Origin of the sequence: Pseudomonas rhodesiae (assembly GCF_013285305.1) — a bacterium.
In the GTDB taxonomy this organism is placed as follows: Bacteria; Pseudomonadota; Gammaproteobacteria; order Pseudomonadales; family Pseudomonadaceae; genus Aquipseudomonas; species Aquipseudomonas rhodesiae.
In genome coordinates, this window is the sequence record NZ_CP054205.1 from 2,202,974 (window position 1) to 2,226,271 (window position 23,298).

21 protein-coding genes and 2 tRNA genes are annotated in these 23,298 nt (G+C 60.5%); 13 read left to right on the forward strand and 10 right to left on the reverse strand.

The genetic code is table 11. From position 1 onward, the window contains the following. The first annotated feature begins 27 nt into the window (after nucleotides 1-27). Together HRH33_RS10080 and HRH33_RS10085 are read left to right on the forward strand one after the other, a co-directional pair. Nucleotides 28-103, forward strand: a tRNA-Glu gene (locus tag HRH33_RS10080). A gap of 3 nt (nucleotides 104-106) precedes the next feature. Next, nucleotides 107-182, forward strand: a tRNA-Gly gene (locus HRH33_RS10085). 99 nt (nucleotides 183-281) lie between these two features. On the opposite strand, the gene HRH33_RS10090 is transcribed toward HRH33_RS10085, so the two are convergent. The 6 genes from HRH33_RS10090 to HRH33_RS10115 all read right to left on the reverse strand — a co-directional run bounded on the left by HRH33_RS10090 (nucleotide 282) and on the right by HRH33_RS10115 (nucleotide 7,490). Continuing rightward, nucleotides 282-2,021: a dipeptidase gene (locus tag HRH33_RS10090; protein WP_167418331.1), complete on the reverse strand. Its 1,740-nt coding sequence runs from the start codon at nucleotides 2,019-2,021 to the stop codon at nucleotides 282-284. A 95-nt stretch (nucleotides 2,022-2,116) separates the two neighbouring features. Next, nucleotides 2,117-3,334, reverse strand: a complete 1,218-nt coding sequence (locus tag HRH33_RS10095) for a phospholipase D-like domain-containing protein (protein ID WP_167418332.1) — start codon at nucleotides 3,332-3,334, stop codon at nucleotides 2,117-2,119. A gap of 50 nt (nucleotides 3,335-3,384) precedes the next feature. After that, entirely contained in the window at nucleotides 3,385-4,032 is a 648-nt protein-coding gene (locus HRH33_RS10100; RefSeq protein WP_167418333.1) for a MotA/TolQ/ExbB proton channel family protein, read from the reverse strand. A gap of 18 nt (nucleotides 4,033-4,050) precedes the next feature. Next, nucleotides 4,051-6,330 carry a TonB-dependent receptor gene (locus tag HRH33_RS10105; RefSeq protein ID WP_167418334.1) on the reverse strand — a complete coding sequence of 760 codons (2,280 nt, stop codon included), beginning with the start codon at nucleotides 6,328-6,330 and terminating at the stop codon, nucleotides 4,051-4,053. 24 nt (nucleotides 6,331-6,354) lie between these two features. Continuing rightward, on the reverse strand, nucleotides 6,355-7,080 hold the full coding sequence (locus tag HRH33_RS10110; protein WP_167418335.1) for an energy transducer TonB family protein: 726 nt from the start codon (nucleotides 7,078-7,080) through the stop codon (nucleotides 6,355-6,357). 2 nt (nucleotides 7,081-7,082) lie between these two features. Continuing rightward, entirely contained in the window at nucleotides 7,083-7,490 is a 408-nt protein-coding gene (locus HRH33_RS10115) for an ExbD/TolR family protein (protein WP_034096703.1), read from the reverse strand. 190 nt (nucleotides 7,491-7,680) lie between these two features. Between HRH33_RS10115 and HRH33_RS10120 the strand changes: the two genes are divergently transcribed. Together HRH33_RS10120 and HRH33_RS10125 are read left to right on the forward strand one after the other, a co-directional pair. Continuing rightward, entirely contained in the window at nucleotides 7,681-8,235 is a 555-nt protein-coding gene (locus HRH33_RS10120; protein WP_167418336.1) for a GNAT family N-acetyltransferase, read from the forward strand. Then, on the forward strand, nucleotides 8,232-9,806 hold the full coding sequence (locus tag HRH33_RS10125) for an alkaline phosphatase D family protein (protein WP_167418337.1): 1,575 nt from the start codon (nucleotides 8,232-8,234) through the stop codon (nucleotides 9,804-9,806). The genes HRH33_RS10120 and HRH33_RS10125 overlap by 4 nt, the downstream gene beginning before the upstream one ends. Before the next feature lie 31 nt (nucleotides 9,807-9,837). On the opposite strand, the gene HRH33_RS10130 is transcribed toward HRH33_RS10125, so the two are convergent. After that, entirely contained in the window at nucleotides 9,838-10,464 is a 627-nt protein-coding gene (locus tag HRH33_RS10130; RefSeq protein WP_167418338.1) for an alanyl-tRNA editing protein, read from the reverse strand. Between the two features lie 89 nt (nucleotides 10,465-10,553). Between HRH33_RS10130 and HRH33_RS10135 the strand changes: the two genes are divergently transcribed. Continuing rightward, nucleotides 10,554-11,486 carry a LysR family transcriptional regulator gene (locus HRH33_RS10135; protein ID WP_167418339.1) on the forward strand — a complete coding sequence of 311 codons (933 nt, stop codon included), beginning with the start codon at nucleotides 10,554-10,556 and terminating at the stop codon, nucleotides 11,484-11,486. Between the two features lie 26 nt (nucleotides 11,487-11,512). On the opposite strand, the gene HRH33_RS10140 is transcribed toward HRH33_RS10135, so the two are convergent. Both HRH33_RS10140 and HRH33_RS10145 read right to left on the reverse strand, forming a co-directional pair. Then, the gene (locus HRH33_RS10140) at nucleotides 11,513-11,920 is read right to left on the reverse strand and encodes a PA2817 family protein (protein WP_034096707.1); all 408 of its coding nucleotides are present in this window, start codon (nucleotides 11,918-11,920) and stop codon (nucleotides 11,513-11,515) included. Nucleotides 11,921-11,994: 74 nt separating this feature from the next. After that, nucleotides 11,995-14,442 carry an acyl-CoA dehydrogenase gene (locus HRH33_RS10145; protein WP_167418340.1) on the reverse strand — a complete coding sequence of 816 codons (2,448 nt, stop codon included), beginning with the start codon at nucleotides 14,440-14,442 and terminating at the stop codon, nucleotides 11,995-11,997. 192 nt (nucleotides 14,443-14,634) lie between these two features. On the opposite strand from HRH33_RS10145, the gene HRH33_RS10150 reads away from it, so the two are divergent. The 4 genes from HRH33_RS10150 to HRH33_RS10165 all read left to right on the forward strand — a co-directional run bounded on the left by HRH33_RS10150 (nucleotide 14,635) and on the right by HRH33_RS10165 (nucleotide 17,799). Next, nucleotides 14,635-15,294 (forward strand): transglutaminase-like domain-containing protein, encoded by a 660-nt coding sequence (locus HRH33_RS10150; RefSeq protein ID WP_167418341.1) that lies wholly within the window; start codon nucleotides 14,635-14,637, stop codon nucleotides 15,292-15,294. Nucleotides 15,295-15,338: 44 nt separating this feature from the next. Next, nucleotides 15,339-15,956: a glutathione S-transferase gene (locus HRH33_RS10155; RefSeq protein ID WP_167418342.1), complete on the forward strand. Its 618-nt coding sequence runs from the start codon at nucleotides 15,339-15,341 to the stop codon at nucleotides 15,954-15,956. Nucleotides 15,957-16,090: 134 nt separating this feature from the next. Beyond that, nucleotides 16,091-17,023 (forward strand): ABC transporter ATP-binding protein, encoded by a 933-nt coding sequence (locus tag HRH33_RS10160; RefSeq protein ID WP_034137625.1) that lies wholly within the window; start codon nucleotides 16,091-16,093, stop codon nucleotides 17,021-17,023. Then, entirely contained in the window at nucleotides 17,020-17,799 is a 780-nt protein-coding gene (locus tag HRH33_RS10165; protein WP_034096712.1) for an ABC transporter permease, read from the forward strand. Before HRH33_RS10160 ends, HRH33_RS10165 begins: the two co-directional genes overlap by 4 nt. Nucleotides 17,800-17,868: 69 nt before the next feature. On the opposite strand, the gene HRH33_RS10170 is transcribed toward HRH33_RS10165, so the two are convergent. Beyond that, complete coding sequence (locus HRH33_RS10170) at nucleotides 17,869-18,408, reverse strand: TetR/AcrR family transcriptional regulator (RefSeq protein WP_094066250.1); 540 nt, start codon at nucleotides 18,406-18,408, stop codon at nucleotides 17,869-17,871. Between the two features lie 91 nt (nucleotides 18,409-18,499). Between HRH33_RS10170 and HRH33_RS10175 the strand changes: the two genes are divergently transcribed. The 4 genes from HRH33_RS10175 (at nucleotide 18,500) to HRH33_RS10190 (ending at nucleotide 23,245) form a co-directional block, all read left to right on the forward strand. Beyond that, the gene (locus HRH33_RS10175) at nucleotides 18,500-19,693 is read left to right on the forward strand and encodes an MFS transporter (protein WP_167418343.1); all 1,194 of its coding nucleotides are present in this window, start codon (nucleotides 18,500-18,502) and stop codon (nucleotides 19,691-19,693) included. A 42-nt stretch (nucleotides 19,694-19,735) separates the two neighbouring features. After that, nucleotides 19,736-20,047 carry a cupin domain-containing protein gene (locus HRH33_RS10180; RefSeq protein ID WP_094066252.1) on the forward strand — a complete coding sequence of 104 codons (312 nt, stop codon included), beginning with the start codon at nucleotides 19,736-19,738 and terminating at the stop codon, nucleotides 20,045-20,047. 106 nt (nucleotides 20,048-20,153) lie between these two features. Further along, entirely contained in the window at nucleotides 20,154-21,302 is a 1,149-nt protein-coding gene (locus tag HRH33_RS10185; protein ID WP_167418344.1) for a TDT family transporter, read from the forward strand. 68 nt (nucleotides 21,303-21,370) lie between these two features. Further along, nucleotides 21,371-23,245 carry an MFS transporter gene (locus tag HRH33_RS10190; RefSeq protein ID WP_167418345.1) on the forward strand — a complete coding sequence of 625 codons (1,875 nt, stop codon included), beginning with the start codon at nucleotides 21,371-21,373 and terminating at the stop codon, nucleotides 23,243-23,245. Nucleotides 23,246-23,298: the final 53 nt, after the last annotated feature.

Below are 23,298 nucleotides of genomic sequence, written 5' to 3' on the forward strand. Positions count from 1 at the left end.
AATACACACCATGTGTTTCAGTAGCGTGTCCCCTTCGTCTAGTGGCCTAGGACACCGCCCTTTCACGGCGGTAACAGGGGTTCGAGTCCCCTAGGGGACGCCATTTGCGGGAATAGCTCAGTTGGTAGAGCACGACCTTGCCAAGGTCGGGGTCGCGAGTTCGAGTCTCGTTTCCCGCTCCATATTCAATGAAAACGCCGATCAGCGATGATCGGCGTTTTTGTGTGCGCTTGATTTTTATCAAGCTGGAGAAGCCCGCCAACACGGCGGGCTTTTTACTATTACAGCTTCGGCAACTGCCCGACGCGCCCCATCATTTCAGTGACGATCTGCAAGTCCAGCAAGAACTGATCGACCGTCTTAAACTCATTGTCGGTATGCCCGGTGTACTTCACTTCCGGGCGAGCCAGGCCGAATTGCACGCCGTTGGGCAGTTCATGCACCGAGGTGGCGCCGGCCGAGGTGCCGAATTTATGTTCCATGCCCAGGTTTTCAGTGGCGACCGCCAGCAACGCTTTGACCCATTCGCCTTCCGGGTTGCGGTACATCGGCTCGGCAATCGAATAGGTGAAGTCCACCGCCACTTTGCTGTGTTTGTCCCAGGCGCTGAGTTTGTCGGCGATTTGTTTTTTGAGCGTTTCCGGCGACTTGCCCTTCGGCACGCGCAGGTTCACCGCCAGCTTAAAGGCTTTGTCGTCCTGGCCGACGAACGTCAGCGAGGTGGTCAGCGGGCCCATAAAGTCGTCGGCAAAACCCACGCCCAACTTGCCGCCCAGGTAATCCAGGCCCCAATTGTCCGACGCATAACGCGCGGCATCGGTGATGTGGTTGTGCTTGAGGGCAATCTTGCCGTCGACGCTGTGGATCAACTCCAGCATGCGCGCCACCGGGTTGATACCCGACTCCGGCTCGGACGAGTGCGCCGACACGCCAGTGACGGTTAGTTTCACATCCTTGCCCTCAACCTTGGCGACCACTTCGAAATCACCACCGTTGCGCTTGGCATATTCCGCGCCGGCCTTTTGCAGGCTAGCCGCCAGTTCGGCCGGCTGATCGGTGACAAACGTGGCAACCGATGCCGATGGAATCTGGTTGGTGGCCATGCCGCCGGTCATCGCCACGATTTCCGCGCCGCTGCCGTCACCTTTGCGACGCGGGAACGTGGCCATGACCGTGCCGTAGCCTTTCTCGGCAATCACCACCGGGTAACCGCCATCCAGTGCCAGGTTGTACTGCGGGGTCGGGTTGTGTTCGAAGTAATACGGGATGGCGTCGCCGGAAGTTTCCTCGGTGGTGTCCACCAGCAGCTTGAACTGGCGCGCCAGCGGCAGCTTCTCTTCCTTGATCACCTTCATGGCATACATCGCCACCACGATGCCGTTTTTGTCATCTTCGGTGCCGCGGCCGTACATGCGATCGCCGATCAGTGTGACTTTGAACGGGTCGAGCTTGGTGCCGTCCTTCAGCACCCAATTTTCCGGGGTCACCGGCACCACATCGGCGTGGGCATGGATGCCGACCACTTCATCGCCGCTGCCTTCCAGGGAAATTTCGTACACGCGGTTGTCGATGTTACGGAAGTTCAGGTTGAAAGCTTTGGCCAGGGCCTGGATCTTGTCGGCGATCTTGAGGAATTCCGGGTTCTGGTACTGTGGTACGCCGTCTACGTTGAAGGTCGGAATTTCCACCAGTTCCCGCAGCGTCTCCAGAGCGGCCTTGCCGTATTTGATCCGCGTGTAAATGCCCAGCAAACGGTTGATTTCGTTCTGCTGCTCGGCGCTCAGGGTTTTGTTGTCGAGAAAGGCGTTGATCGCCGGGCCCACATCGGCGGTCTTGCCCAGATCGCCCTTGCTCAGGGTGGCCAGGAAACCGCGGAAATCGCTGACCGGCGTTTCGCCGAAGTGCTTGAGAATCGCCGTGCTTTGCTCGGCGGTGATATTGGCGAATGCCGGGGTGCTGACTGCCGTTAGCGTGGCCGCGAACAGGCTCGCAGCCACCAATTGCTTGAGTGGAAAGTGCATGGAAAGTCGCATTCCTTTGCCAGTTGTGAGTAGGACGTTTCTGATCAAACTGTCAGAAACATTTCTACACACTACCACCACTCAGGTGTATCGGGTCAATGCTGGCCAGGGTGGGGCGCTGGATACTCATCGGTCACGTTCAGGGCTCTAGCGTAGGGGCCGTCCCACAACTGTCGGTGCAAATCCCCGACACGCTTGGCCATGGTTTCGCTGCGCATCACCACCTCCAGGTTGCGCGAATTATCCAGATAGCCGCCCAGCCAATTACTGGTGCCCACCCACGCGAGCTGACCATCGATCTCCATGGTCTTGCTGTGAATCACCCGCGCGTAGGGGATAAACCCCTGTTTGGCCTCGGGCAGGGTGACGATCTTGATCTGCACATTGGGCAGCACGGCCAGACTCTTGAGGTAAGGCAGTTCCAGTTTGTCGGTGTTCCAGTTGGACACCATCAGCTTGATCGACACACCGCGCGCGGCCGCGGCCCGCACGGCATTGTCGATCACTGCATAGTAAGGGCGCGTATTGTCCGGCCCATAGGACAGCGGTGCGTAGTCGAGCAATTGCACGCGGACTTCTTTCTTCGCTTCCGCCAACAAGCGTGGCAATTCCAGCTGTGAGTCGCCCACCCCCGGCGGGTTGTAACGCTGCGGGCTGGCCACCAAGTAATTGCCGGTGCGTGCAGGCGCCTGGCCGGTCGCCGGCAATGGCACCGGCCGGTGCTCGGCCAGCGCCTGCTGGGCTTGCCAGTCCTGATCGAAAATCGCCTGCACCTGGCCCACCACCTTGGCATCGCTGATGCGCAACCCTGTTTCATGGATATGTTCCAGGGAACGCCAGTCGAAATTCTGGCTGCCGACAAATGCCTGCCGAGCGTCCACAATCATGTATTTGGCGTGGATGATGCCGCCGCTGACTTGCCCGTAGGGCAACACGCGAAAGGTCAGGTTGGGGATCGCACGCAAGCGTTCCAGGGTTGAACCCTCCGATAACTTGATGCCTTTTTCTTCCATCAAAAAGCGAATCTTCACACCGCGCTTGCCAGCGGCTTCCAGGTGGTCGATGACCTTGTCCATGACCGACCCAGGATGATCGGCCGCGTAGAACTGGCCGATATCAATGGTGTTTTTCGCCCCGTCGAACAGTTCGATCCAGACCGGGCCCGGCTGACGTAGATCGGCGGTGCCGAGGGCAGTGTCCACTGGTACGGTGTGTACCAATTCAAATCCTGGAATTGAAAAATCCGCCTGGGCAAGCGGACTGAGGAGCAAGCCGGCAAGGCCTGCGATACGCATTTTCAAGGAGGCGGACATAAGGCTCTCTTTTAAATAGAAGCGGGCGCATTGCGCGCCCGCGCAAACGGTTATGCGGTGCGGCTGTGCAACGGTGTCGGCACCAGGTGTGGCGTTTCGCTCTGCACGCGGGCGCCGCTGGCGGCGCGGATCAGCAGGATTTTCAACTGATCGTTGATGCGCTCCAGGCTGTCTTGGAAGAAGTTATGAAACACCACGCAGAACAGCGCGATGGCAATCCCCAAGCCCGTGGCGAACAACGCCGTACCGATGCCGCCGGAAATCTGCCCAGGGTCCGACACCCCCGCCGTGGCCAACGCCTTGAAGGTGTCGATAATGCCGAGGATGGTGCCCAGCAAGCCCAACAAAGGCGCGGCGGTGGTGATGGTTTCGATGATCCACAGGCTGCGGGCCAACGGTGCGCGAGTGCTCAGGTACTGGGTTTCGATTACGTCATCCAGGTCTTTGCGCGAGCCGTGGGAGGCTTTTTGTGTCAGTACTGGCAAGACCATATCCAACGGCAGGCTATGGCGACGGGCCAACTCCTGAGGCAAGTCGCGTTCGCTGTGCACATTGGCGCCCAGCACTTCCTTAAGGGCGCGGGCCTGGCGGCGCACATAGGCGAAGTAGATGCCGCGCTCGATGGTGATAAAGATGGCAATCGCCATCGCGGCGTACATCACATAGAAGGTGATGTCGTGGAGCAAATTCATGTCCATGTTCACTGACCTCGCAAGTTAGAAATTGGCTTCCAGGGAAACCGTCACGGTACGTTCCAGGCCTACGATGTACGCCGGGTCGCCGTCGCGGAAACCGCTGTAGCTGGCGGAGTTGGTCTTGGTGGTGTAGACGCCGTCCAGGTACTTCTTGTCGAACAGGTTGTCGACGTTCAGGCGCAGGGTCGCGTCCTTCACCACTTTCTTGTCCACCGGCAGGTAGATACCGGCACCGGCGTTGAATACGGTGCGGCCGGAGATGGCTTCGTCGTTGGTCAGGTCGCCATAGAGCTTGCTGGTGTATTTGCCGCCGAAGGTGCCGTAGTAGCGGCCATCGTCATAACCGATGTTGGCTGCCAGCATGTTCTTCGGCACGTTGGCGAACTGCTTGCCGCTGGTGGGCAACAGGATGGCTTTGCCGGCGTTATAGACGGTGAGGTCGTCTTGCTGCTCGGCCTTGGTGTAGGTGTAGGAGGTGTAGTAGTTGAAGTGGTGAGGCAGCAGGCCGCTCCATTCCAGTTCCAGGCCACTGTTGTTGACGGAGCCGGCGTTGATATCGGCGAAGTCGCCGTTGATGTCCTTGGAGGAGACCTGGCGATCCTTGAACTGCATGTAGAACAGCGTGGCGGCCACGGTCATGTCTTCATCGGTGTAGCGCCAGCCCAGCTCGTGGTTCCAACTGGTTTCCGGCTTGGCGTCGATGGAGCCGGCGCCCTTGTCGTACAGCACGTAGTTCTGCGGGATGCGCATGTTGCGCGAGAGGCTATAGAACAACTGGTCCCGCTCATCCAACTGGTATTTGAGGCCGGCGTTGGGCAGCAGTTTGTTGTAGGTCTGGTTACGTTTTTCGGCTTGCTCGGTGAGGCTGCCGTGGTTGGTACCGTCACGCTTGACGTTCATGTAGGCAAGGCCGGCCACCAGGGTCCAGTCCGGGTTGATGTACCAGGTGTCCTGGGCCCAGACCTTCTGCGCCGGGGTCACGGTAAAGCGGTCGCGACCCTGTACGGTGTTGCCGTTGGCATCGACCACGGCATCGCCATCCGGCCAGGTGTCGCTGGGCTTGCCGCTGTTTTTCAGGGCAATGAACGGCTGGGTCTGGCTTTGGCGCGCGCGCTCATACCAATAACCGAATTGCAGGCTGTGCTCTTCCAGGTCCCAGTTCAGCTTGGTAGTGATGCCGGGGCGCCAGGTCTGCGTGCGCGAAGGGCGGTAGTAAACGCCGGTGGTGGACGAGCCATCGGCGTTGTACTGCGCGGCGGTCGGCAAATTGCTCAGGTCGAACACCCCACCGACGTTGGAGCCGCGGTTGAGTGCATAGCTGGACGAACCGACCCCGCTGCCGTTGCCCCAGTAGTAATACGGGATCACCGACAGGGCCAGGTTGTCGGCCAGTTTGAATTGGGTGTTGAGCACGCCGGTAAAAGTCTGGAACGGGTTCTGTGCCAGGGCGTAGTAGCTGTTGACCTTGCCGTTGCTGCCCACCGACGGGGTGGCGGGGTAGGGGTCGAACTTGCGGCCGTTCTGTTGGAACTGGCTCTTGGTCAACTGGCTGTAACTGTTGTTGTCCTGCTCGTGGTACTTGAGGATCAGGTTGGCGGTGTTGCCATCGCCGGCGTCGAAAAAGCTGTTCCACTCGACTTTATCCGCGCGCACGGCGCCGGAACCACGCCACATGTCCCCTTCGGTATGCGAAGCCGACAGCCAGTTGCTCAGGCCGTTGATCTCTCCGGTATTTAGCCGCGCGAAGGTCTTGCGCGTGGCGTTGCTGCCCACGATCTGTTTGACGAATGCGCCGGTTTCCTTGGTCGGGCGAACGGTCACGATACCGATGTTGCCGCCGCTGGAGCCGATGTGCGGGCCGTCGGCCTCTGCCGAGCCCTGGGTGACGAAGATCTGCTCGATGTTTTCCGGGTCGCCCAGCAGGTTGGAATACAGCGCATAGTTGCCCGAGTCGTTGATCGGCATGCCATCCACCGACATCCCCACCTGGTCGGAGTTGAGGCCGCGCATGGTGAAGCGAAAGCCCGACAGCCCGGTGTTGTCTTCGCTGGAGATGTTCAGGCCCGGGGTGTATTTGAGCTTGTCCACGGCGTTGCCGGTGGCGGTCTGTTTATCCAGCGCTTCCTTGGTCACCGTGGAGCGGCCCTTGATGCTTTCTTCCTGCACCATGTAGCCGCCACCCGCCGTGGCCTTGCCTTGCACGCCAATGGTGCCGACATCGCTGTCGTTGGTGTCGGCCATGACCATGCCATGCCCCATGCTCGCGGCAACGAGTGCCAGATGAATCCGTGTGAACCTCATCAATGTCGTCCTGGTGTCGGGTGCTTATTGCACGCTGTAGTGGAAAGTGGCGGTGAAGCGCTGCTCATTGCGCCCCCCGAAGGCTTGCTCGGGGAACGGCTTGACTTGCTTGATACGACGCAAGCTGTTGGTGGCGGCCCGGTTGAGCAACATGCTCGACGCCTGGGTCTGTAGGCCGGAATCCAGCACGCGGCCCTGGCGATCCACCAACAACCACACCACCACCTCGCCGCTCGGGCGTTCGAGGGATGCCTGGCGGCCGGTGGGATACTGCTTGTACGTGTCCAACTCGTTGCGCAGGCCCTTGAGATAGCCACCCTCCAAGGCTTGGCCGTCGATTTTCGGCGGCGCGGGCGGTGCCGGCACAGGTGCCGCTGGGGCGGTTACGGCTGGTACCGGTTTGGCGGCGGCAACCGGGGGCGGAGTAGGCGCGGCTTTCGCCACTACCGGTTTGGGCAGCGGTTTGGGCTTGGGCTTGGGTTCGGGTTTTGGCAACGGTTTAGGCGGTGGAGGCGGCGGCGCCGGCTCGGCGTCGGCTTCCTCGATCACTGGTGGTGGCGGCTCAACCACCGGTTCCGGGATGACTGGCGGCTCTGGCTCCGGATCGACCAAGGCGAGCTCGACCGCCGACTCGTCATACACCGGCTCGACCTTCAATGTCTGGGACTGGATCCCCATGGCAATCAGCACCAGGGCGATCACGGCCGGGACACTGCCCAGCAGTTGGCGCACACGAAACAGAACGTACATGGTCAGGACTTACGCGTGGCAATGGACACGGAGGTGAAGCCACCCAGGCGCAGGGTGTCCATCACTTCCACCAGGCGCGAAACCTCCACGCCCTTGTCGCTGTTGACGATGATCGTCGACTTGGTATCGGGCTTCTCTGCGGCTTTGAGCGCAGGTACCAGGGCGTCGACGGTGAGGTCCTTGCCGTCGAGTTGCAACTGGCCTTCCACGCCCAGGGTCAGGATGAATTTGTTCTGCGGCTTGAGCTGCTGCGAGCTGCTGGCGCTGGGCAGTTGCGTCTTCATGCCGAGGGCCGGAATCACGTTCAGGCTCACGAGTACGAAAAACACCAGAAGGAACATCATCACGTCGATCATCGGGATCAATTCGATGTGCGCCTTGCGTTTTTTCGGTTCGTCCCAGGTTCTCATTCCCTTACCCCGTTATTGAATTAGGGGCGACACGCTAACAAGCAAAAATGACCGATTGGTTAACTTTAATTGACGTTTTGAGGGCTCTAGGACGGGTCTTACAGAAGACTCTAGGGTCATTTCTCCGGCGTAACAGAATTGAAATCCAAGGCGCGCATTCTCAAAAAATTTACATTGAGGGCCCTTAGGAATGAGTTGCCAATTGCCGTATCTGTCGACCCCGCGCCTGCTGCTGCACGCACTGGAACCCCACCAGGCCGAGCGGTTATGCGCCTTGGCCAACGGGCCGAAGATCGCCGATAACACTGCCAGCATTCCGTCGCCCTACACGCTGCAAACCGCGCAGGATTTTATCGAGGGGATGCAGGAAAAGTTTCGCGCCACGGGGTTGCTGAGCCTGGGTATGCACCGACGCGACGATGATGAATTGATCGGCGTCGTCAGTCTGCGCATCAACGCGGCACACGGGTATGGGCACTTGGGCGGCTGGGTGGCGGCGTCTGAGCGCAACCAAGGGTTTGCGGCTGAGGCCGCCACTGCCTTGATGGTCCATGGGTTCGAGGCGTTGGGGCTGCACCGCGTGGGCAGTCAGTGCTTCAGCCGTAATAAAGAATCGGCGCGGGTCATGGAAAAAATCGGTCTGCACTACGAGGGGTGCCTGCGCGGGGCGTTTCTTAAGAACGGTGTGCATGAAGACATGCTGGTGTTCGCCGCCCTGCGTTCTGAGTGGGAGCACCGCATATGAACGGCCCGGTCGATCAGGGGCGACGTCGGGTGCTGGCCGGGCTGGCGGTGGCCACCACGTTTTCGATCCTCAGTCCGTTCGCCCGCAGTGCCGGGGTGGACTATCCGTTCACCCTCGGTGTGGCCTCTGGGGATCCGCTGCCGGATGGCTTTGTGATCTGGACGCGGCTGGCGCCGCTGTTCAATGCCGTAGACGGGCGCGGTGGCTTGAGCCGCGGGGTGCCGGTGCGTTGGCGGGTGGCCAGCGATGCGGCGATGACCCGCATCGTGCGCCAGGGGGAGGTCATGGCCAGCGAGCGCTGGGCGCATTCGGTGCATGTGGAGGTGGCTGGGCTGCAGGCGGGGCGGCCGTATTGGTATCAGTTTGAAGGGCTGGGCGCGCAGAGCCCGGTGGGGCAATCACGTACCGCGCCACCGTTGCAGGCAATGACCTCTGCGCGCGTGGGATTTGTCTCGTGCTCCCATTGGGAACGTGGCTATTTCAGTGCGTATCGCCACTTGGCCGCCGAGCAGCCGGACCTGGTGTTTTTCCTGGGCGACTATATCTACGACAGTTCCTACGCGCCGGAGTCAGGCAAGGTATTTCGCGCCCATGGCAGTGGCAACGCGGTGAGCCTCAGCGATTACCGCAACCGCTATGCGCTGTATAAAACTGATCCGGATTTGCAGGCCCTGCACGCTGCCGCCCCCAGCGTGGCGACCTGGGACGACCACGAAGTGCAGAACGACTACGCCAACCGTTGGTCCCAGGACCCGAGAACCCCGATGGCGCCATTTCTCCAGCAGCGGGCGGCGGCTTATCAGGCGTATTACGAACATATGCCGCTGCGCGCCAGCAGCCTGCCCAAAGGCGCCGATATGCGCATTTACCGGCGCCTGGACTACGGGCGACTCGCCCGTTTTCATGTACTCGATGGACGACAATACCGTTCCGAGCAACCCTGCGTGTTGGCCAATGGCAGTCATCAGGGGCATGTGGTGACTAACCCGTGCAGCGAGTTGCGCGATCCTGGCCGCACGATGCTGGGTTGGCAGCAAGAGGCTTGGCTGGATCAGGGCTTTGCCCACTCCAGGGCGCAGTGGAATGTGATCGCTCAAGACTTATTGGTGGCGCCGCTGGTGCAACGGGACCTGACCAACCACAAGCCGGGGCGCTGGACCGACGGTTGGGATGGCTACATGGCCAATCGTTCAAGGATGCTGGCGTCTATTCAGCGCAACCGGGTGAACAACCCGGTGTTCTGGGGTGGTGATATCCACTCGTTCTGGGCCAACGATCTGCACGTCGATGGCAATGACCCGGATTCGCCGGTGATCGCCACCGAATTCGTCGGCACCTCGGTGACGTCCGATGGGCCGCCGTTCGATGCCTTCAGCAAAATCCTGCCCATGAACCCCCATGTGAAGTTTTTCGACAGCCGCCAGCGCGGCTACGTTTCGGTGGAGATGCAGGAGCGGCAGATGCTTACGCACCTGCGTGTCATCAGTGACCCGCAGGACCCTGCGGCGACGGTGTCGACCCTCAAATCTTTCGCGGTGGAGCCGGGGAGGGCAGGGGCGGTCGCGATTTGAGGGCGTCAGGGGTGAACGCTCAACACGCGCCTCAATCCAGGGTATAGCGCACCGACAGCGCGCCCTTTTTCTCGGACAGGGCCAGGATGGTGACTTGGCCCAATTCGCTCAATGTCTGCACATGCGTACCGCCGCAGGCATAGGCGGGCAGTTCGCCGAAGCCGACTTCGCGAGTGCCATTGTCCACGGCCATATGACGGGAATAGTCGGCGGCGATCCATTCGTTGAGCTGCTGTTGAATCGCCTCGGCCTGCATGGCTTGCGCCGCTTCGCCTCGGATAAACGTCACTTTGGCTTCGCCCGGCCAGTGGTGGGCTTTGATCGGCATCCAGCCGAGGGTTTCGCCGACGTTGCCGATCAAGTGACCGGCCGAATGCAGGCGCGAGTGCAGGGCGCGGCGCTGTTCATCGACCCTTGCGGTGATCGGACCGGGTTCTACAGGGTGGTCGACGTAATGCACCACGCGGTCGGCCTCGTGGGTGACACGCAGCACTTGGCTGTCGCCCAGCCAGCCGGTGTCGAAAGGCTGCCCGCCGCCTTGGGGGTGGAAGAGGGTCGATTGCAGGATCACCGCGAAGTGATCGTCGTGGGGCGTGCAACTCAGCACTTCAAGCTCGGCGGTCAGGTGGTCGTGGGTAAAAAACAGGCGTTCGGTCATCATCTGCATCCGCATCAGGGTTCTACGGGCAGTATAAATACTGCTCGAATGGGTGATAATCCGTTCAATTATCAATGGACCTGTGCGTCATGAGCATTAATCTTCCGTTGCCCCTGCTGGGGGAAATGGCGATGTTCGTCAAAGTGGTAGAGGCCGGCAGCTTTTCCGAAGCGGCGCGCCAACTGAGCGTTTCGCCTTCGGCGGTGAGTCGCGGTATTTCGCGTCTTGAGCGGGCGCTGGCGACCCGCTTGCTGCAACGCACCACGCGCAAACTGCGCCTTAGCGAGGGCGGCGAAGAGGTGTTCAAGCGCTGCCAGGAGATGGTCAACGCGGCGCGCTCGGTGATGGAGATCAGTGGCCAGTTCACCCATGAAGCCGAGGGGCTGGTGCGGGTCAGCGTGCCCAAGGCGGTAGGGCGGTTTGTCGTGCATCCGCACATGCCGGAATTCCTGCGACGCTATCCCCAGGTGGATGTGCAGCTGATCCTTGAGGATCGCCATGTGGACCTGATCGACGACAACGTCGACCTGAGTATCCGCATCACCGACAGCCCGCCGCCGGGGCTGGTGGGCCGGCAGTTGTTGCCGATCGAACATTTGCTCTGTGCGACACCGCAGTACCTGGCCGAGCACGGTACGCCGGGCCATCCCCATGATCTGGCGGCGCACAGCTGCATTTATCTTGGCGAGACACCGGCGGATTCACGCTGGAAGTTTCGCCAGGGCACCAAGGCCGTGACCGTTGCGGTACGCGGGCGCTATGCGGCGAACCATACCGGCGTGCGTCTGGATGCGGTGTTGCAGCATGTGGGTATTGGCAGCCTGCCGTATTTCACGGCGCGCCATGCCTTGGAGGAGGGGCGCTTGGTGCAGGTGTTGCCGGCGTGGGATTTTATTGCGTCGTACCACGGCGAGGCGTGGCTGCTGCATTCGCCGACACGCTATTTGCCGCCGAAGCTACGGGTATTTATCGATTACCTGGTGGCGTGCATGGCCAAGGAGCCGACGCTGAGAAAACGTTAGGAGCGAGCAGGCTCGCTCCTGGCAGATCAGTGTTTGCTCTGGTCGTCCGGCATGGCTAGCAGCTGCTTTTCTTGGTTCCAGTCGAACGGTTCGTCGTTCTGTTCGGCTTCGTAGCGACGTTCTTCCAGGGCCTGGTACAGGTCCAGTTCTTCATCGGGCATGAAGTGCAGGCAGTCGCCGCCAAAGAACCACAGCAGGTCACGCGGAACGAGATGGGCAATTTGCGGGTACCGCAGGATGACCTGACTCATCAGGTCCTGGCCCAGGTACTGGCTTTCGATAGGGTCGATGGGCAACAGGGCGCGCAGTTCGTCGAAGCGCTCCAGGAACAGGGCGTGACTTTCCTCGGGCACCTGTTCGGCTTCGCCGACGGCTACCAGGATGCTGCGCAGGTGGTCGAGCAAGACGAGATGATCGGCAACGACGTTGGACACGAGATAAGTCCTCAAAGCAAAAACGGGCGCGAGAGTATATAGCTCACGCGCCCGTAATTATATGACCGCTCGTATCAGCGGACTTTGCCCTCAGCCTGGGCCAGTTCTTCCTTGCTGAAATCATCCACGTCGATCACCTTGCGGCGTGCCGCTTCGGCGTCGCGCAGTGTCTGCGCTTCAGCCGCCTGCAACACGCCGGCGTTGAGTGCCGCGTCGATGGCGTGCTCGCCGGCAGCCGGTTTGAGCTGGCCGCTTTTGAGCGCGGTATGCAGTTTCTTTTGCAGCGGGTGGCTGGCGTTCAGCAGATCGTAGGCATGTTGCAGCGCGCCCACCGGATCTTCCGCCGATTGCGGGCGATAGCAGCCGGCCAGCAATTCTTCCAGGGTCGGGTCGCCTTTCGCACGACCGATCACTGCGGCCACTTCGGCATCCAGCGCATCCGACGGGCCAGTATGGCGACGCCCGAAGGGGAATACGATTACCCGCATCAGGCAGCCAAGCACCTTGTTCGGGAAGTTGCTCAGCAGTTCATCCAATGCACGCTCCGACTCACCGAGGCTTTCCTCCATGGCCCAGACGAACAAGGGTTCCAAGTGGTCTGGCGAATCCAGGTCGTGGTAGCGCTTGAGTGCCGCCGATGCCAGGTACATGTGGCTCAGTACATCCCCCAGACGGGCCGAGAGGCGTTCGCGACGTTTCAATTCGCCGCCCAGCAACATCATGCTCAGGTCGGCGAGCAGCGCAAACGCCGCTGCCTGGCGGTTCAATGCACGGAAGTAGCCCTGGCTCAGGCGGTTGCCCGGCGCTTTCTCGAAGTGGCCGATGCCCAGGTTCAGCACCAGCGCGCTGGCAGCATTACTGACAGCGAAGCCGATGTGCTGCATCAGCAGGCTGTCGAATTCCTTGAGTGCCTGGTCCTTATCTTCACGCCCGGCCAGCGCCATTTCCTTGAGCACGAAGGGATGGCAACGGATGGCACCCTGGCCAAAGATCATCAGGTTGCGCGACAGGATGTTCGCGCCTTCCACGGTGATGAAGATCGGCGCGCCTTGCCAACTGCGGCCCAGGTAGTTGTTCGGGCCCATGATGATGCCCTTGCCGCCATGCACGTCCATGGCGTGGCCGATACATTCGCGGCCCCGCTCGGTGAGGTGGTACTTGAGAATCGCCGACAGCACCGAAGGTTTTTCGCCCTGGTCGACGGCATTGGCGGTGAGCATCCGCGCGCTGTCCATCAGCCAGGCGTTACCGCCGATACGGGCCAGGGCTTCCTGAATGCCTTCGAAGGCCGACAGCGGCACGTTGAACTGTTCACGTACCTGGGCGTACTGGCCGGTCACCAGGCTGGTGAACTTCGCGGCGCCGGTGCCCACCGCCGGCAGGGAAATCGAACGGCCTACCGACAGGCAGTTCATCAGCATCATCCAGCCCTTGCCGAGCATTTCCTGGCCGCCGATCAGGTAGCTCAGGGGGATAAAGACGTCCTTGCCGGAGTTGGGGCCATTCATAAAGGCCGCGCCCAACGGCAGATGGCGACGGCCGATTTCAACACCGGGGGTGTCGGTGGGAATCAAGGCCAGGCTGATGCCCAGGTCATCTTCCTCGCCCAACAGGTGGTCGGGGTCGTAGGCCTTGAACGCCAGCCCCAGCAGGGTCGCGACCGGGCCAAGGGTGATGTAGCGTTTTTCCCAGTTCAAACGCAGGCCGATGGTCTCCTGGCCTTGCCATTCACCTTTGCAGATCACGCCGGTATCGGGCATGGCGCCGGCGTCGGAACCGGCCAGCGGACCGGTCAGGGCGAAGCAGGGGATATCGTCGCCACGCGCCAGGCGCGGCAGGTAGTGGTTGCGTTGTTCGTCGGTGCCGTAATGCAGCAGCAATTCGGCCGGGCCGAGGGAGTTGGGCACCATTACGGTGGAAGCCAGGTCACCGCTGCGGGTGGCGAGCTTCATCGCAACCTGTGAGTGGGCGTAGGCCGAAAAGCCCTTGCCGCCGTATTCCTTGGGAATGATCAGGGCGAAGAAACCGTGGGTCTTGATGTGCTCCCAGGCGGCGGGAGGCAGGTCCATGGCCTGGCCGATTTCCCAGTCGCTGACCATCGCACAGAGTTCTTCGGTGGGGCCGTCGATGAAGGCTTGTTCTTCTTCGGTCAACTGCACCTTGGGGTAGGCGAGCAATTTGTCCCAGTCGGGACGCCCGCTGAACAGTTCGCCGTCCCACCACACCGTACCGGCGTCAATGGCGTCGCGCTCGGTTTCGGACATCGGCGGCAGGACTTTCTGGAACCAGCTGAACAGCGGCTTGGTGAAATATTGGCGACGCAGGTCCGGCAGCAGCAGCGGCGCCGCGACGACGACCAGCAGCACCCAAAGGATCACCAACAACCAGCCCGGTGCGTGGCTCCAGGCGCCCATCGCCAGCAGGTAAACGGCGACCACACCCAGGGCGGGTAGGGGCGCGGTGCGGCGGTGTGCCAGGTAGGCAATGCCGACCACCAGAACCAGTATCCACAACAACAGCATATTCAATCCTCCGTGAAACCAAGGGCGAAACCACCAAGGAGCTTAGTCGGCATCCGAGAAAACGCGGTGGTCAGGGTGTAACCAGTTGTGCTGACAGCCCCCTGCAGCGGGCGCCGACATTTGGCCGAATCGTCGTTATCCGTGGGGTGAGCCTGTGGTTAAACTCCAGGCTTGCCTCGGAGATGAAACATCATGAATGCGTACTTGAGTCCCAGCCGCTTCATCGATAGTGACCACCCTGCGGTGGTGGAGTTCGCGGTAAAACATCGCGGAACCAGCGCGGATTTAAGTGACCAGGCGGTCAGTCTTTACTATGCCGTGCGTGAGGCTATTCGCTATAACCCCTACACCTTCAGTCGCGATCCGCGCACCCTCAGTGCCAGTTTCGCCCTGGCCAGCCGTGAGAGTTACTGCGTGCCCAAGGCCACTTTGCTCGCCGCCTGCGCCCGGTATTGCGGCATCCCCGCGCGCATCGGCCTGGCGGACGTGCGCAACCACCTGTCGACCCCACGCCTGATCGCATTGCTCAAGAGTGATGTGTTCGCCATGCATGGGTACACCGAACTGTATCTGCACGGTCGCTGGGTCAAGGCCACGCCGGCGTTCAATGCCCAGCTGTGCGAACTTTTCGATGTGCCGCCCTTGGCGTTCGACGGTATCAACGATAGCGTTTTCCACCCCTTCAATCGCCAAGGCCAGCGCTCGATGGAATACGTGGTGGACCATGGGCAATTTACCGATGTGCCGGAGGCTTTTTTCTTTTCCCACCTGCAGAAATGTTACCCGCACCTGTTTGACGATGGGCTGCCTCCCTTGCTCGGCGACTTGCAGACGGATTTAAGCCGCTCGTGAACCGGCGTATGCTGCTGCGTCCACCCATCCACTAAGGCGCGGTCATGCTGAAAATCTGGGGTCGTAAAAATTCATCGAATGTCAGGAAGGCACTGTGGTGCGCCGAGGAACTCGGCCTGGACTATGAAGCCATCGATGCGGGCGGTGCTTTTGGGGTGGTCGACACGCCGCAGTACCGTGCGTTGAACCCCCATGGGCGAGTGCCGATGATCGAAGACGGCGACTTCGTGTTGTGGGAATCCAATACTATCGTGCGCTACCTGTGCGCCAAGCACGGGGCGAGCTGGTATCCGACCGACCTCAAGGCCCGCGCCAACGCGGAAAAGTGGATGGACTGGACCACCTCGACCCTCGCCGAGCCATTCAAAGCAGTGTTTTGGGGCATCGTGCGCACCCCCGCGGAGCAACGCAACTGGGATGCCATCAATGCCGGGCGCAACGCCTGCATCGACGCGCTCGGTATGGTGGACAAGGCTCTGGCCGAACAGCCCTACCTGTCCGGCGACGCCATCGGCATGGGCGATATTCCCCTGGGCAGCTTTATCTATGCGTGGTTTGAAATGCCCATCGAACGGCCGGCCATGCCGCATCTGGAAGCGTGGTACCAGCGTTTGCAGCAACGCCCGGCCTACCGAAAAGCCGTCATGACCGCGTTGACTTAATACCTACTATTAATAAGGGTGACTGTACTTGTGCGGCGCGGCCAAGCACCATGCCTGTCCTGCGCCGCCGTTGAACTAAGGGCGGTGCGCCCTCATCTACTCTTTCTATTCCCTTCTCTGGTGCGTAATCCGATATGAGTTCCGCTCTGTCCATCCGGCAGCTAACCAAAACCTACGGCAACGGTTTCCAGGCCCTGAGTGGTATCGATCTGGACGTTGCCGAAGGTGACTTCTTCGCCTTGCTCGGCCCCAACGGTGCCGGCAAATCCACCACCATCGGCATCTTGTCGACCCTGGTCAACAAAACCAGCGGCACGGTGAATATTTTCGGTAATGACCTGGACCAGTCCCCGGCGGCGCTCAAGCGTTGCATCGGTGTGGTGCCCCAGGAATTCAACTTCAACCAGTTCGAAAAGACTTTCGACATCGTCGTGACCCAGGCGGGCTACTACGGCATCCCGGCGAAAATCGCCAAGGAACGCGCCGAGCAGTACCTCACGCAATTGGGCCTGTGGGACAAGCGCGACGTTCCTTCGCGTTCGCTGTCCGGCGGCATGAAGCGGCGTTTGATGATCGCCCGCGCCTTGGTGCATGAGCCGCGCCTGCTGATCCTCGATGAACCCACCGCCGGCGTGGACATTGAGCTGCGGCGTTCGATGTGGACTTTTCTCACCGAGTTGAACGAGAAGGGCATCACCATCATTCTCACCACCCACTACCTGGAAGAGGCTGAGCAGCTTTGCCGCAATATCGGCATCATCGACCACGGCACCATCGTCGAGAACACCAGCATGCGTAACCTGCTGAGCCAGTTGCATGTGGAAACGTTCCTGCTGGACTTGAAGAACAATCTGACCGTCGCACCGCAACTGCTCGGCTACCCCTGCCGCCTGGTGGATAGCCATACCCTGGAAGTCCAGGTGGACAAAGCCATGGGCATCACCGCGCTGTTCACCCAATTGGCGACCCAGAACATCGAAGTGCTGAGCCTGCGTAATAAAACCAATCGCCTTGAGGAGTTGTTCGTGTCCCTGGTGGAGAAAAATCTGGCGAAGGTGGCGGTATGAGTTCCGAACTGCAACCCAACCTCGTCGCCCTGCAGACCATCGTCTATCGCGAAGTGAAGCGCTTTACCCGGATCTGGCCGCAGACGTTGCTGCCGCCGGCAATCACCATGGTCTTGTACTTTGTGATCTTCGGGAACCTGATCGGTCGGCAGATCGGCGACATGGGTGGCTTCACCTACATGGAGTACATCGTGCCGGGCCTGATCATGATGTCGGTGATCACCAACTCCTACGGCAACGTGGTCTCCAGCTTCTTTGGCAGCAAGTTTCAGCGCTCCATCGAGGAACTGATGGTGTCGCCGGTGTCGCCCCACACCATCCTTATCGGTTACACCCTGGGCGGTGTGCTGCGCGGTTTGATGGTGGGCGTGATCGTGACGCTGTTGTCGCTGTTCTTCACCCATCTGCAGGTGCATCACCTGGGGGTGACGATTCTGGTGGTGGTGCTGACGGCGACGATTTTCTCGCTGCTGGGCTTTATCAACGCGGTGTTTGCGCGCAATTTCGATGACATCTCGATCATCCCGACTTTCGTGCTGACACCGCTGACGTACCTGGGCGGGGTGTTCTACTCCATCAGCCTGCTGCCGCCGTTCTGGCAGACCGTATCGTTGGCCAACCCTGTCCTGCACATGGTCAATGCCTTCCGTTACGGCATCCTCGGCGTATCGGATATCAAGATCAGCGTGGCGATCACTTTTATGATCGTGGCTACTGTGGTGCTTTACATCGGGTGTGCACGGTTGCTGGTCAGTGGACGCGGGATGCGCACCTAAGCTGCTCCGAACGCAGTGAAAATGTGGGAGGGCCAAGCGCTCTCCCACCTATGGTTTTGCATCAGGTCTTCAGGACTTCAGTGCCAGCTCGATCAGCTCGTGCAGTTCTTCAACTGGCAACGGCGCGCTCGAGAACAGAATACGAAACACTGTCGGCGCCGCCAGCAGGTTGATCAAGCGGTCCACGCTTGGCGCTGTTTCGCCGGGGTAGCGATCGACAATTGTCTGCAACTGCCCGCTCAGAATGCTGACGCAGTAGCCTGGCGTTGGGCTGCATTGCACGTCGCGCATCATCATGCGCCCCGGCTCCGAACTCATCTCATCCAGGTACTGCTCGGCCCAGGCTCGCAGGTCGCCGCGCAGGCTGCCGGTATCGGCCGGCTCGCTGTCCGGGCGCATGCGTGCCACGGCCACATCGGCGAGCAGGGCGGAGAGGTCCCCCCAGCGTCGGTAGATGGTCGACGGCGTAACCCCGGCGCGCGCGGCAATCATCGGCACAGTCACGCTGGATCGCTCGTGGGCTTCCAATAGTTCACGCACGGCACAATGTACCGATGCTTGTACCCGGGCACTGCGGCCTCCCGGGCGAAGGCCTTCTTTAATCACCATGGACGCGACCTTAACACAAAGAATTTGCTTTAAGCGTCGGCGGGTCGCACACTGCACAAAAGCAAAATATTAGCTTTAGCGGAGCGTGCCCATGTCCAGTCTCACTTCCCATCGCCCCAGCCTGGTGTTCCTGGCGATCACCTTGCTGACGTTTCTCGCCGCCTCCAGCGCGCCGACGCCGTTGTATCACCTGTATCAGCAGCACTTGGACTTTTCCGCAGGCATGCTCACGCTGATCTTTGGTGTGTACGCCCTGAGCTTGTTAGCGGCGCTGCTGACCGTGGGCTCGCTGTCGGATTACCTGGGGCGCAAGCCGGTGATCTTCACCGCGCTGGTCCTTGAGATGCTGGCGATGCTGCTGTTTATCAATGAAAGCAGTGTGGCCTGGCTGATCGTCGCGCGCACATTACAGGGCTTCGCCACCGGTATGGCCACCGCAGTGCTGGGCGCAGCGCTGCTGGATACCGATCGCGAACAGGGCCCACTGATCAACAGCCTTGCGCCGTTGCTGGGCATGGCCTGCGGAGCGATGGGCTGCAGCCTGCTGGTGGAGTTCGCGCCATTTCCGACCCAGTTGATTTACTGGGTGCTGTTCGGCGCGATGCTGCTACAAGCCTTGCTTGTGTGGCGCCTGCCGGAAACCGTCAGTCCCATCCCCGGGGCGTTAGCGTCGTTGTGGCCTACGTTGCATGTGCCTGCCCAGGCGCGCCGCGCATTGTGGATTGCATTGCCGGTGGATATCGCGGTGTGGGCCATGGGCGGTTTCTATTTATCGCTGGCGCCCTCTCTGGTGCGGGCGGCGACCGGGTCGACATCGAACCTGATCGGCGGTGCATTGGTGGCGGTGCTGACCGTCAGCGGGGCGCTGATGATTTACGGCCTGCGCCACCGTGCGGCTGACAAAGTCCTGCGTCTGGGCGCCATGCTGTTGGCGCTGGGCGTGGCGCTGATCCTCGGCGCCGTACACACAGCCAGCCTGCCGCTGTTCTTCGTCGCCACGCTGATCGCCGGCAGCGGGTTCGGCGCCGGGTTTCTGGGCGCTGTGCGCAGCGTCGTGCCATTGGCTCAGCCCCACGAGCGCGCAGGCTTGATGTCGGCGTTTTACGTCCTGAGCTATTTGGCGTTCTGCATACCCTCGTTGTTGGCGGGCACCCTGACGCGCACGTTCGGCCTGATCGCCACCACCGACGGCTATGGCGCCTCGTTGATCGTGTTGGCCCTCAGTGCCTTGATGGCGTTGCTGCTCCAGGACTGCACCAGGAGCCGCGCGACATCCAGTCGGTGATCCGGTCATAATCGGCGACTTCAACAGCCGAAGGGTTCGACGATGAAGATTATCCGCAGCAAAGACTTCACCGGCAGCCGTGCCTGGGAGGCGCTGGATATCGCCACTATGAACGGCATCACCACCCGTTTGCACTGGACCGATCAACCGTACCGCTGGCACGTCAACGACGGCGAAGAAGTATTTGTCGTGCTCGACGGTCGGGTGCTGATGCACTACCGCGATAACGGCTTTGAACAGGTAGCTGAGTTGGCGGTGGGGGACATCTTTTATGCCAGCGTCGGTACCGAGCATGTCGCCCATCCCCAAGGCCCGGCACGCGTCCTGGTAATCGAAAGTGCAGGTAGTGTCTGATTCTTATCGGTTAAATAGATAACAGTTAGAGAAATTACCCGTTATATAGATATGTGATCAGGTTCTATCATGAAATCAACCTCATAAGAGGAAGAGGACTGACACGATGACCTGCTCTACAACACTTAGATATAAACCTTTCAGTCACCTGACCCGACCTCGGGAAGTGATTCGCCAGTTCACACCCAATTGGTTCGCCGCGACCATGGGCACCGGCGTGCTCGCGCTGGCCTTGGCCCAATTGCCGGTGGCGCTGCCGGGCCTGCATGTTTTGGCCGAAGCGCTGTGGCTGTTCACCATCGTCTTGTTCATGCTGTTCAGTGGGCTGTATGCCGCGCGTTGGGTGATGTTCTTCCATGAAGCGCGACGGATCTTCGGGCACTCCACGGTTTCGATGTTCTTCGGCACCATCCCCATGGGCCTGGCCACGATCCTCAACGGCTTGCTGCTGTTCGGTCTGCCGCGCTGGGGCAGTGCCGTGGTGCCGTTGGCCGAGGTGCTGTGGTGGCTGGATGTGGCTATGGCCTTGGCCTGCGGCGTGCTGATCCCGTTCATGATGTTCACGCGCCAGGAGCACAGCATCGACCAGATGACCGCCGTGTGGCTGTTGCCCGTGGTCGCCGCCGAGGTGGTTGCCGCCAGTGGTGGGCTGTTGGCGCCGCACCTGGCCGATGCCCATTCGCAACTGGTGATGTTGGTGACCAGCTACGTGCTGTGGGCGTTTTCTCTGCCGGTGGCATTCAGCATCCTGACCATCCTGATGCTGCGCATGGCCTTGCACAAACTGCCCCACGCCAACATGGCCGCATCCAGCTGGCTGGCCTTAGGCCCCATCGGCACCGGTGCCCTCGGCATGTTGCTGCTGGGGGGCGATGCACCGGCCATCTTCGCCGCCAACGGCTTGCCAGGCATCGGCGACATCGCCAACGGCCTCGGCGTGGTGGCCGGTATTACGCTGTGGGGCTTCGGCTTGTGGTGGATGCTGATCGCCGTGTTGATCACGCTGCGTTACCTGCGCGCCGAAATCCCCTTCAACCTGGGCTGGTGGGGCTTTACCTTCCCTCTGGGGGTGTACGCCTTGACCACCCTGAAACTGGCGAACGTGTTGCACTTGGCGTTCTTCAATGTAGTGGGCAGCGTGCTGGTGGCGGCGTTGGCATGGATGTGGTTGATCGTGACCAAGCGCACCGTGGTGGGGGCCTATAAAGGTGAGCTTTTTGTTTCACCGTGTATTGCAGGATTAGGGAATAAGTAACCAGGATTAGGTAAAGTCGTGGCCTGATAATCGATAAGCCTTCAGGCCACGCAGGAACACGGACGACGATGAGCCATCCTTCCCAATTCACCTTGCTGCGCACTCGGCGATTTTTGCCGTTTTTCATCACCCAGTTGTTGGGTGCGTTCAACGACAACATCTTCAAGCAATCGCTGATCCTGGCGATCCTCTACAAACTCGCCATCGACGGCGATCGCGCCATTTGGGTCAACCTGTGCGCGCTGCTGTTTATTCTGCCGTTCTTCCTGTTCTCGGCGCTGGCCGGGCAGTTCGGCGAAAAATTCAATAAGGACGCGCTGATTCGGGTGATCAAGATCGCCGAGATCGTGATCATGGCCGTGGGCGCCACCGGTTTTCTGTTCAACCACCTGGAATTGATGCTGCTGGCGTTGTTCGCCATGGGCACGCACTCGGCGCTGTTCGGCCCGGTGAAGTATTCGATCATGCCCCAGGCATTGCGCGACGACGAATTGGTCGGCGGTAACGGCCTGGTGGAAATGGGCACCTTCCTGGCGATCCTGGCGGGCACTATCGGCGCTGGGATCATGATGTCGTCCACCCATTACGCCAAGGTGGTGTCGGTGGCGATTGTCGGCGTGGCGGTGCTGGGTTACCTGGCCAGCCGCAGCATCCCGCGCGCGGCGGCCTCCACGCCGCAATTGTGCCTGAACTGGAATATCTTCAGCCAATCGTGGGCCACCTTGCGCATGGGCCTGGGGCAGACGCCGGCGGTGTCGCGCTCGATTGTCGGCAACTCGTGGTTCTGGTTTGTCGGCGCGATCTATCTGACGCAAATCCCGGCCTATGCCAAGGAGTGGCTGTACGGCGACGAAACCGTGGTGACGCTGATTCTTACCGTGTTTTCGGTGGGCATCGCCCTGGGTTCGATGCTGTGCGAAAAGCTCTCCGGCCGTAAGGTGGAAATCGGTCTGGTGCCGTTCGGATCATTCGGCCTGACGGTATTCGGCCTGTTGCTGTGGTGGCATTCCGGCGGCTTCCCGCAGAACGTCCAGGCCAACGATTGGCTGGCGGTGCTCAGCTACGGGCAGGCCTGGTGGGTACTGGCGGATATTCTCGGCCTGGGTGTGTTCGGCGGTTTCTATATCGTGCCGCTGTATGCGTTGATCCAGTCGCGCACGGTTGAACATGAGCGCGCTCGGGTGATCGCCGCCAACAACATCCTCAATGCGCTGTTCATGGTGGTGTCGGCGCTGGTGTCGATCCTGCTGTTGAGCGTGGCCAAGCTGTCGATTCCGCAGCTGTTCCTGGTGGTGTCGCTGCTCAATATCGCGGTCAATACCTACATCTTCCGAATCGTCCCCGAGTTCACCATGCGCTTCATGATCTGGCTGCTCAGCCATTCCATGTACCGCGTGGAGCACCGCAACCTGCAGGCCATCCCGGACGAAGGCGCGGCGTTGCTGGTGTGCAATCATGTGTCGTTTGTCGATGCGCTGCTGATCGGTGGCGCGGTGCGTCGGCCGATTCGTTTTGTCATGTACTACAAGATCTACCGTTTGCCGGTGCTCAACTTCATCTTCCGCACTGCCGGGGCGATTCCGATTGCCGGGCGCAACGAAGATATCCAGATCTATGAGCAAGCCTTCAAGCGGATTGCCGAGTACCTGAAAGAAGGGGAGTTGGTGTGTATCTTTCCGGAGGGCAAGCTGACCGCCGATGGTGAGATGAATGAGTTTCGCGGTGGCGTGACGCGCATTCTGGAAGAGACGGCGGTGCCGGTGATTCCCATGGCGTTGCAGGGGTTATGGGGCAGTTTCTTCAGTCGCGATCCGAATAAAGGCTTCTTCCATCGCATCTGGTCGCGGGTGGTGCTGGTGGCCGGCGAGCCGGTTGCGGTGGAGGCGGCTACTCCTGCGCAGTTGCAGGAAGTGGTAGCGGGACTGCGCGGCACGGTCCGTTAGATTTGTACGGCTAATCAGCGCTTACCGCGGGCGGGTTGCCGACGGTAAGCGCT

Bases quoted from the DNA above. Each gene is read 5' to 3' on its own strand.
- HRH33_RS10125 (WP_167418337.1), top strand. From the start codon at position 8,232: ATGAACGGCCCGGTCGATCAGGGGCGACGTCGGGTGCTGGCCGGGCTG.
- HRH33_RS10170 (WP_094066250.1), bottom strand. From the start codon at position 18,408: ATGGTGATTAAAGAAGGCCTTCGCCCGGGAGGCCGCAGTGCCCGGGTA.
- HRH33_RS10155 (WP_167418342.1), top strand. From the start codon at position 15,339: ATGCTGAAAATCTGGGGTCGTAAAAATTCATCGAATGTCAGGAAGGCA.
- HRH33_RS10185 (WP_167418344.1), top strand. From the start codon at position 20,154: ATGACCTGCTCTACAACACTTAGATATAAACCTTTCAGTCACCTGACC.
- HRH33_RS10135 (WP_167418339.1), top strand. From the start codon at position 10,554: ATGAGCATTAATCTTCCGTTGCCCCTGCTGGGGGAAATGGCGATGTTC.
- HRH33_RS10130 (WP_167418338.1), bottom strand. From the start codon at position 10,464: ATGACCGAACGCCTGTTTTTTACCCACGACCACCTGACCGCCGAGCTT.
- HRH33_RS10145 (WP_167418340.1), bottom strand. From the start codon at position 14,442: ATGCTGTTGTTGTGGATACTGGTTCTGGTGGTCGGCATTGCCTACCTG.
- HRH33_RS10180 (WP_094066252.1), top strand. From the start codon at position 19,736: ATGAAGATTATCCGCAGCAAAGACTTCACCGGCAGCCGTGCCTGGGAG.
- HRH33_RS10110 (WP_167418335.1), bottom strand. From the start codon at position 7,080: ATGTACGTTCTGTTTCGTGTGCGCCAACTGCTGGGCAGTGTCCCGGCC.
- HRH33_RS10190 (WP_167418345.1), top strand. From the start codon at position 21,371: ATGAGCCATCCTTCCCAATTCACCTTGCTGCGCACTCGGCGATTTTTG.
- HRH33_RS10150 (WP_167418341.1), top strand. From the start codon at position 14,635: ATGAATGCGTACTTGAGTCCCAGCCGCTTCATCGATAGTGACCACCCT.
- HRH33_RS10090 (WP_167418331.1), bottom strand. From the start codon at position 2,021: ATGCACTTTCCACTCAAGCAATTGGTGGCTGCGAGCCTGTTCGCGGCC.
- HRH33_RS10120 (WP_167418336.1), top strand. From the start codon at position 7,681: ATGAGTTGCCAATTGCCGTATCTGTCGACCCCGCGCCTGCTGCTGCAC.
- HRH33_RS10115 (WP_034096703.1), bottom strand. From the start codon at position 7,490: ATGAGAACCTGGGACGAACCGAAAAAACGCAAGGCGCACATCGAATTG.
- HRH33_RS10175 (WP_167418343.1), top strand. From the start codon at position 18,500: ATGTCCAGTCTCACTTCCCATCGCCCCAGCCTGGTGTTCCTGGCGATC.
- HRH33_RS10095 (WP_167418332.1), bottom strand. From the start codon at position 3,334: ATGTCCGCCTCCTTGAAAATGCGTATCGCAGGCCTTGCCGGCTTGCTC.
- HRH33_RS10160 (WP_034137625.1), top strand. From the start codon at position 16,091: ATGAGTTCCGCTCTGTCCATCCGGCAGCTAACCAAAACCTACGGCAAC.
- HRH33_RS10100 (WP_167418333.1), bottom strand. From the start codon at position 4,032: ATGGACATGAATTTGCTCCACGACATCACCTTCTATGTGATGTACGCC.
- HRH33_RS10165 (WP_034096712.1), top strand. From the start codon at position 17,020: ATGAGTTCCGAACTGCAACCCAACCTCGTCGCCCTGCAGACCATCGTC.
- HRH33_RS10105 (WP_167418334.1), bottom strand. From the start codon at position 6,330: ATGAGGTTCACACGGATTCATCTGGCACTCGTTGCCGCGAGCATGGGG.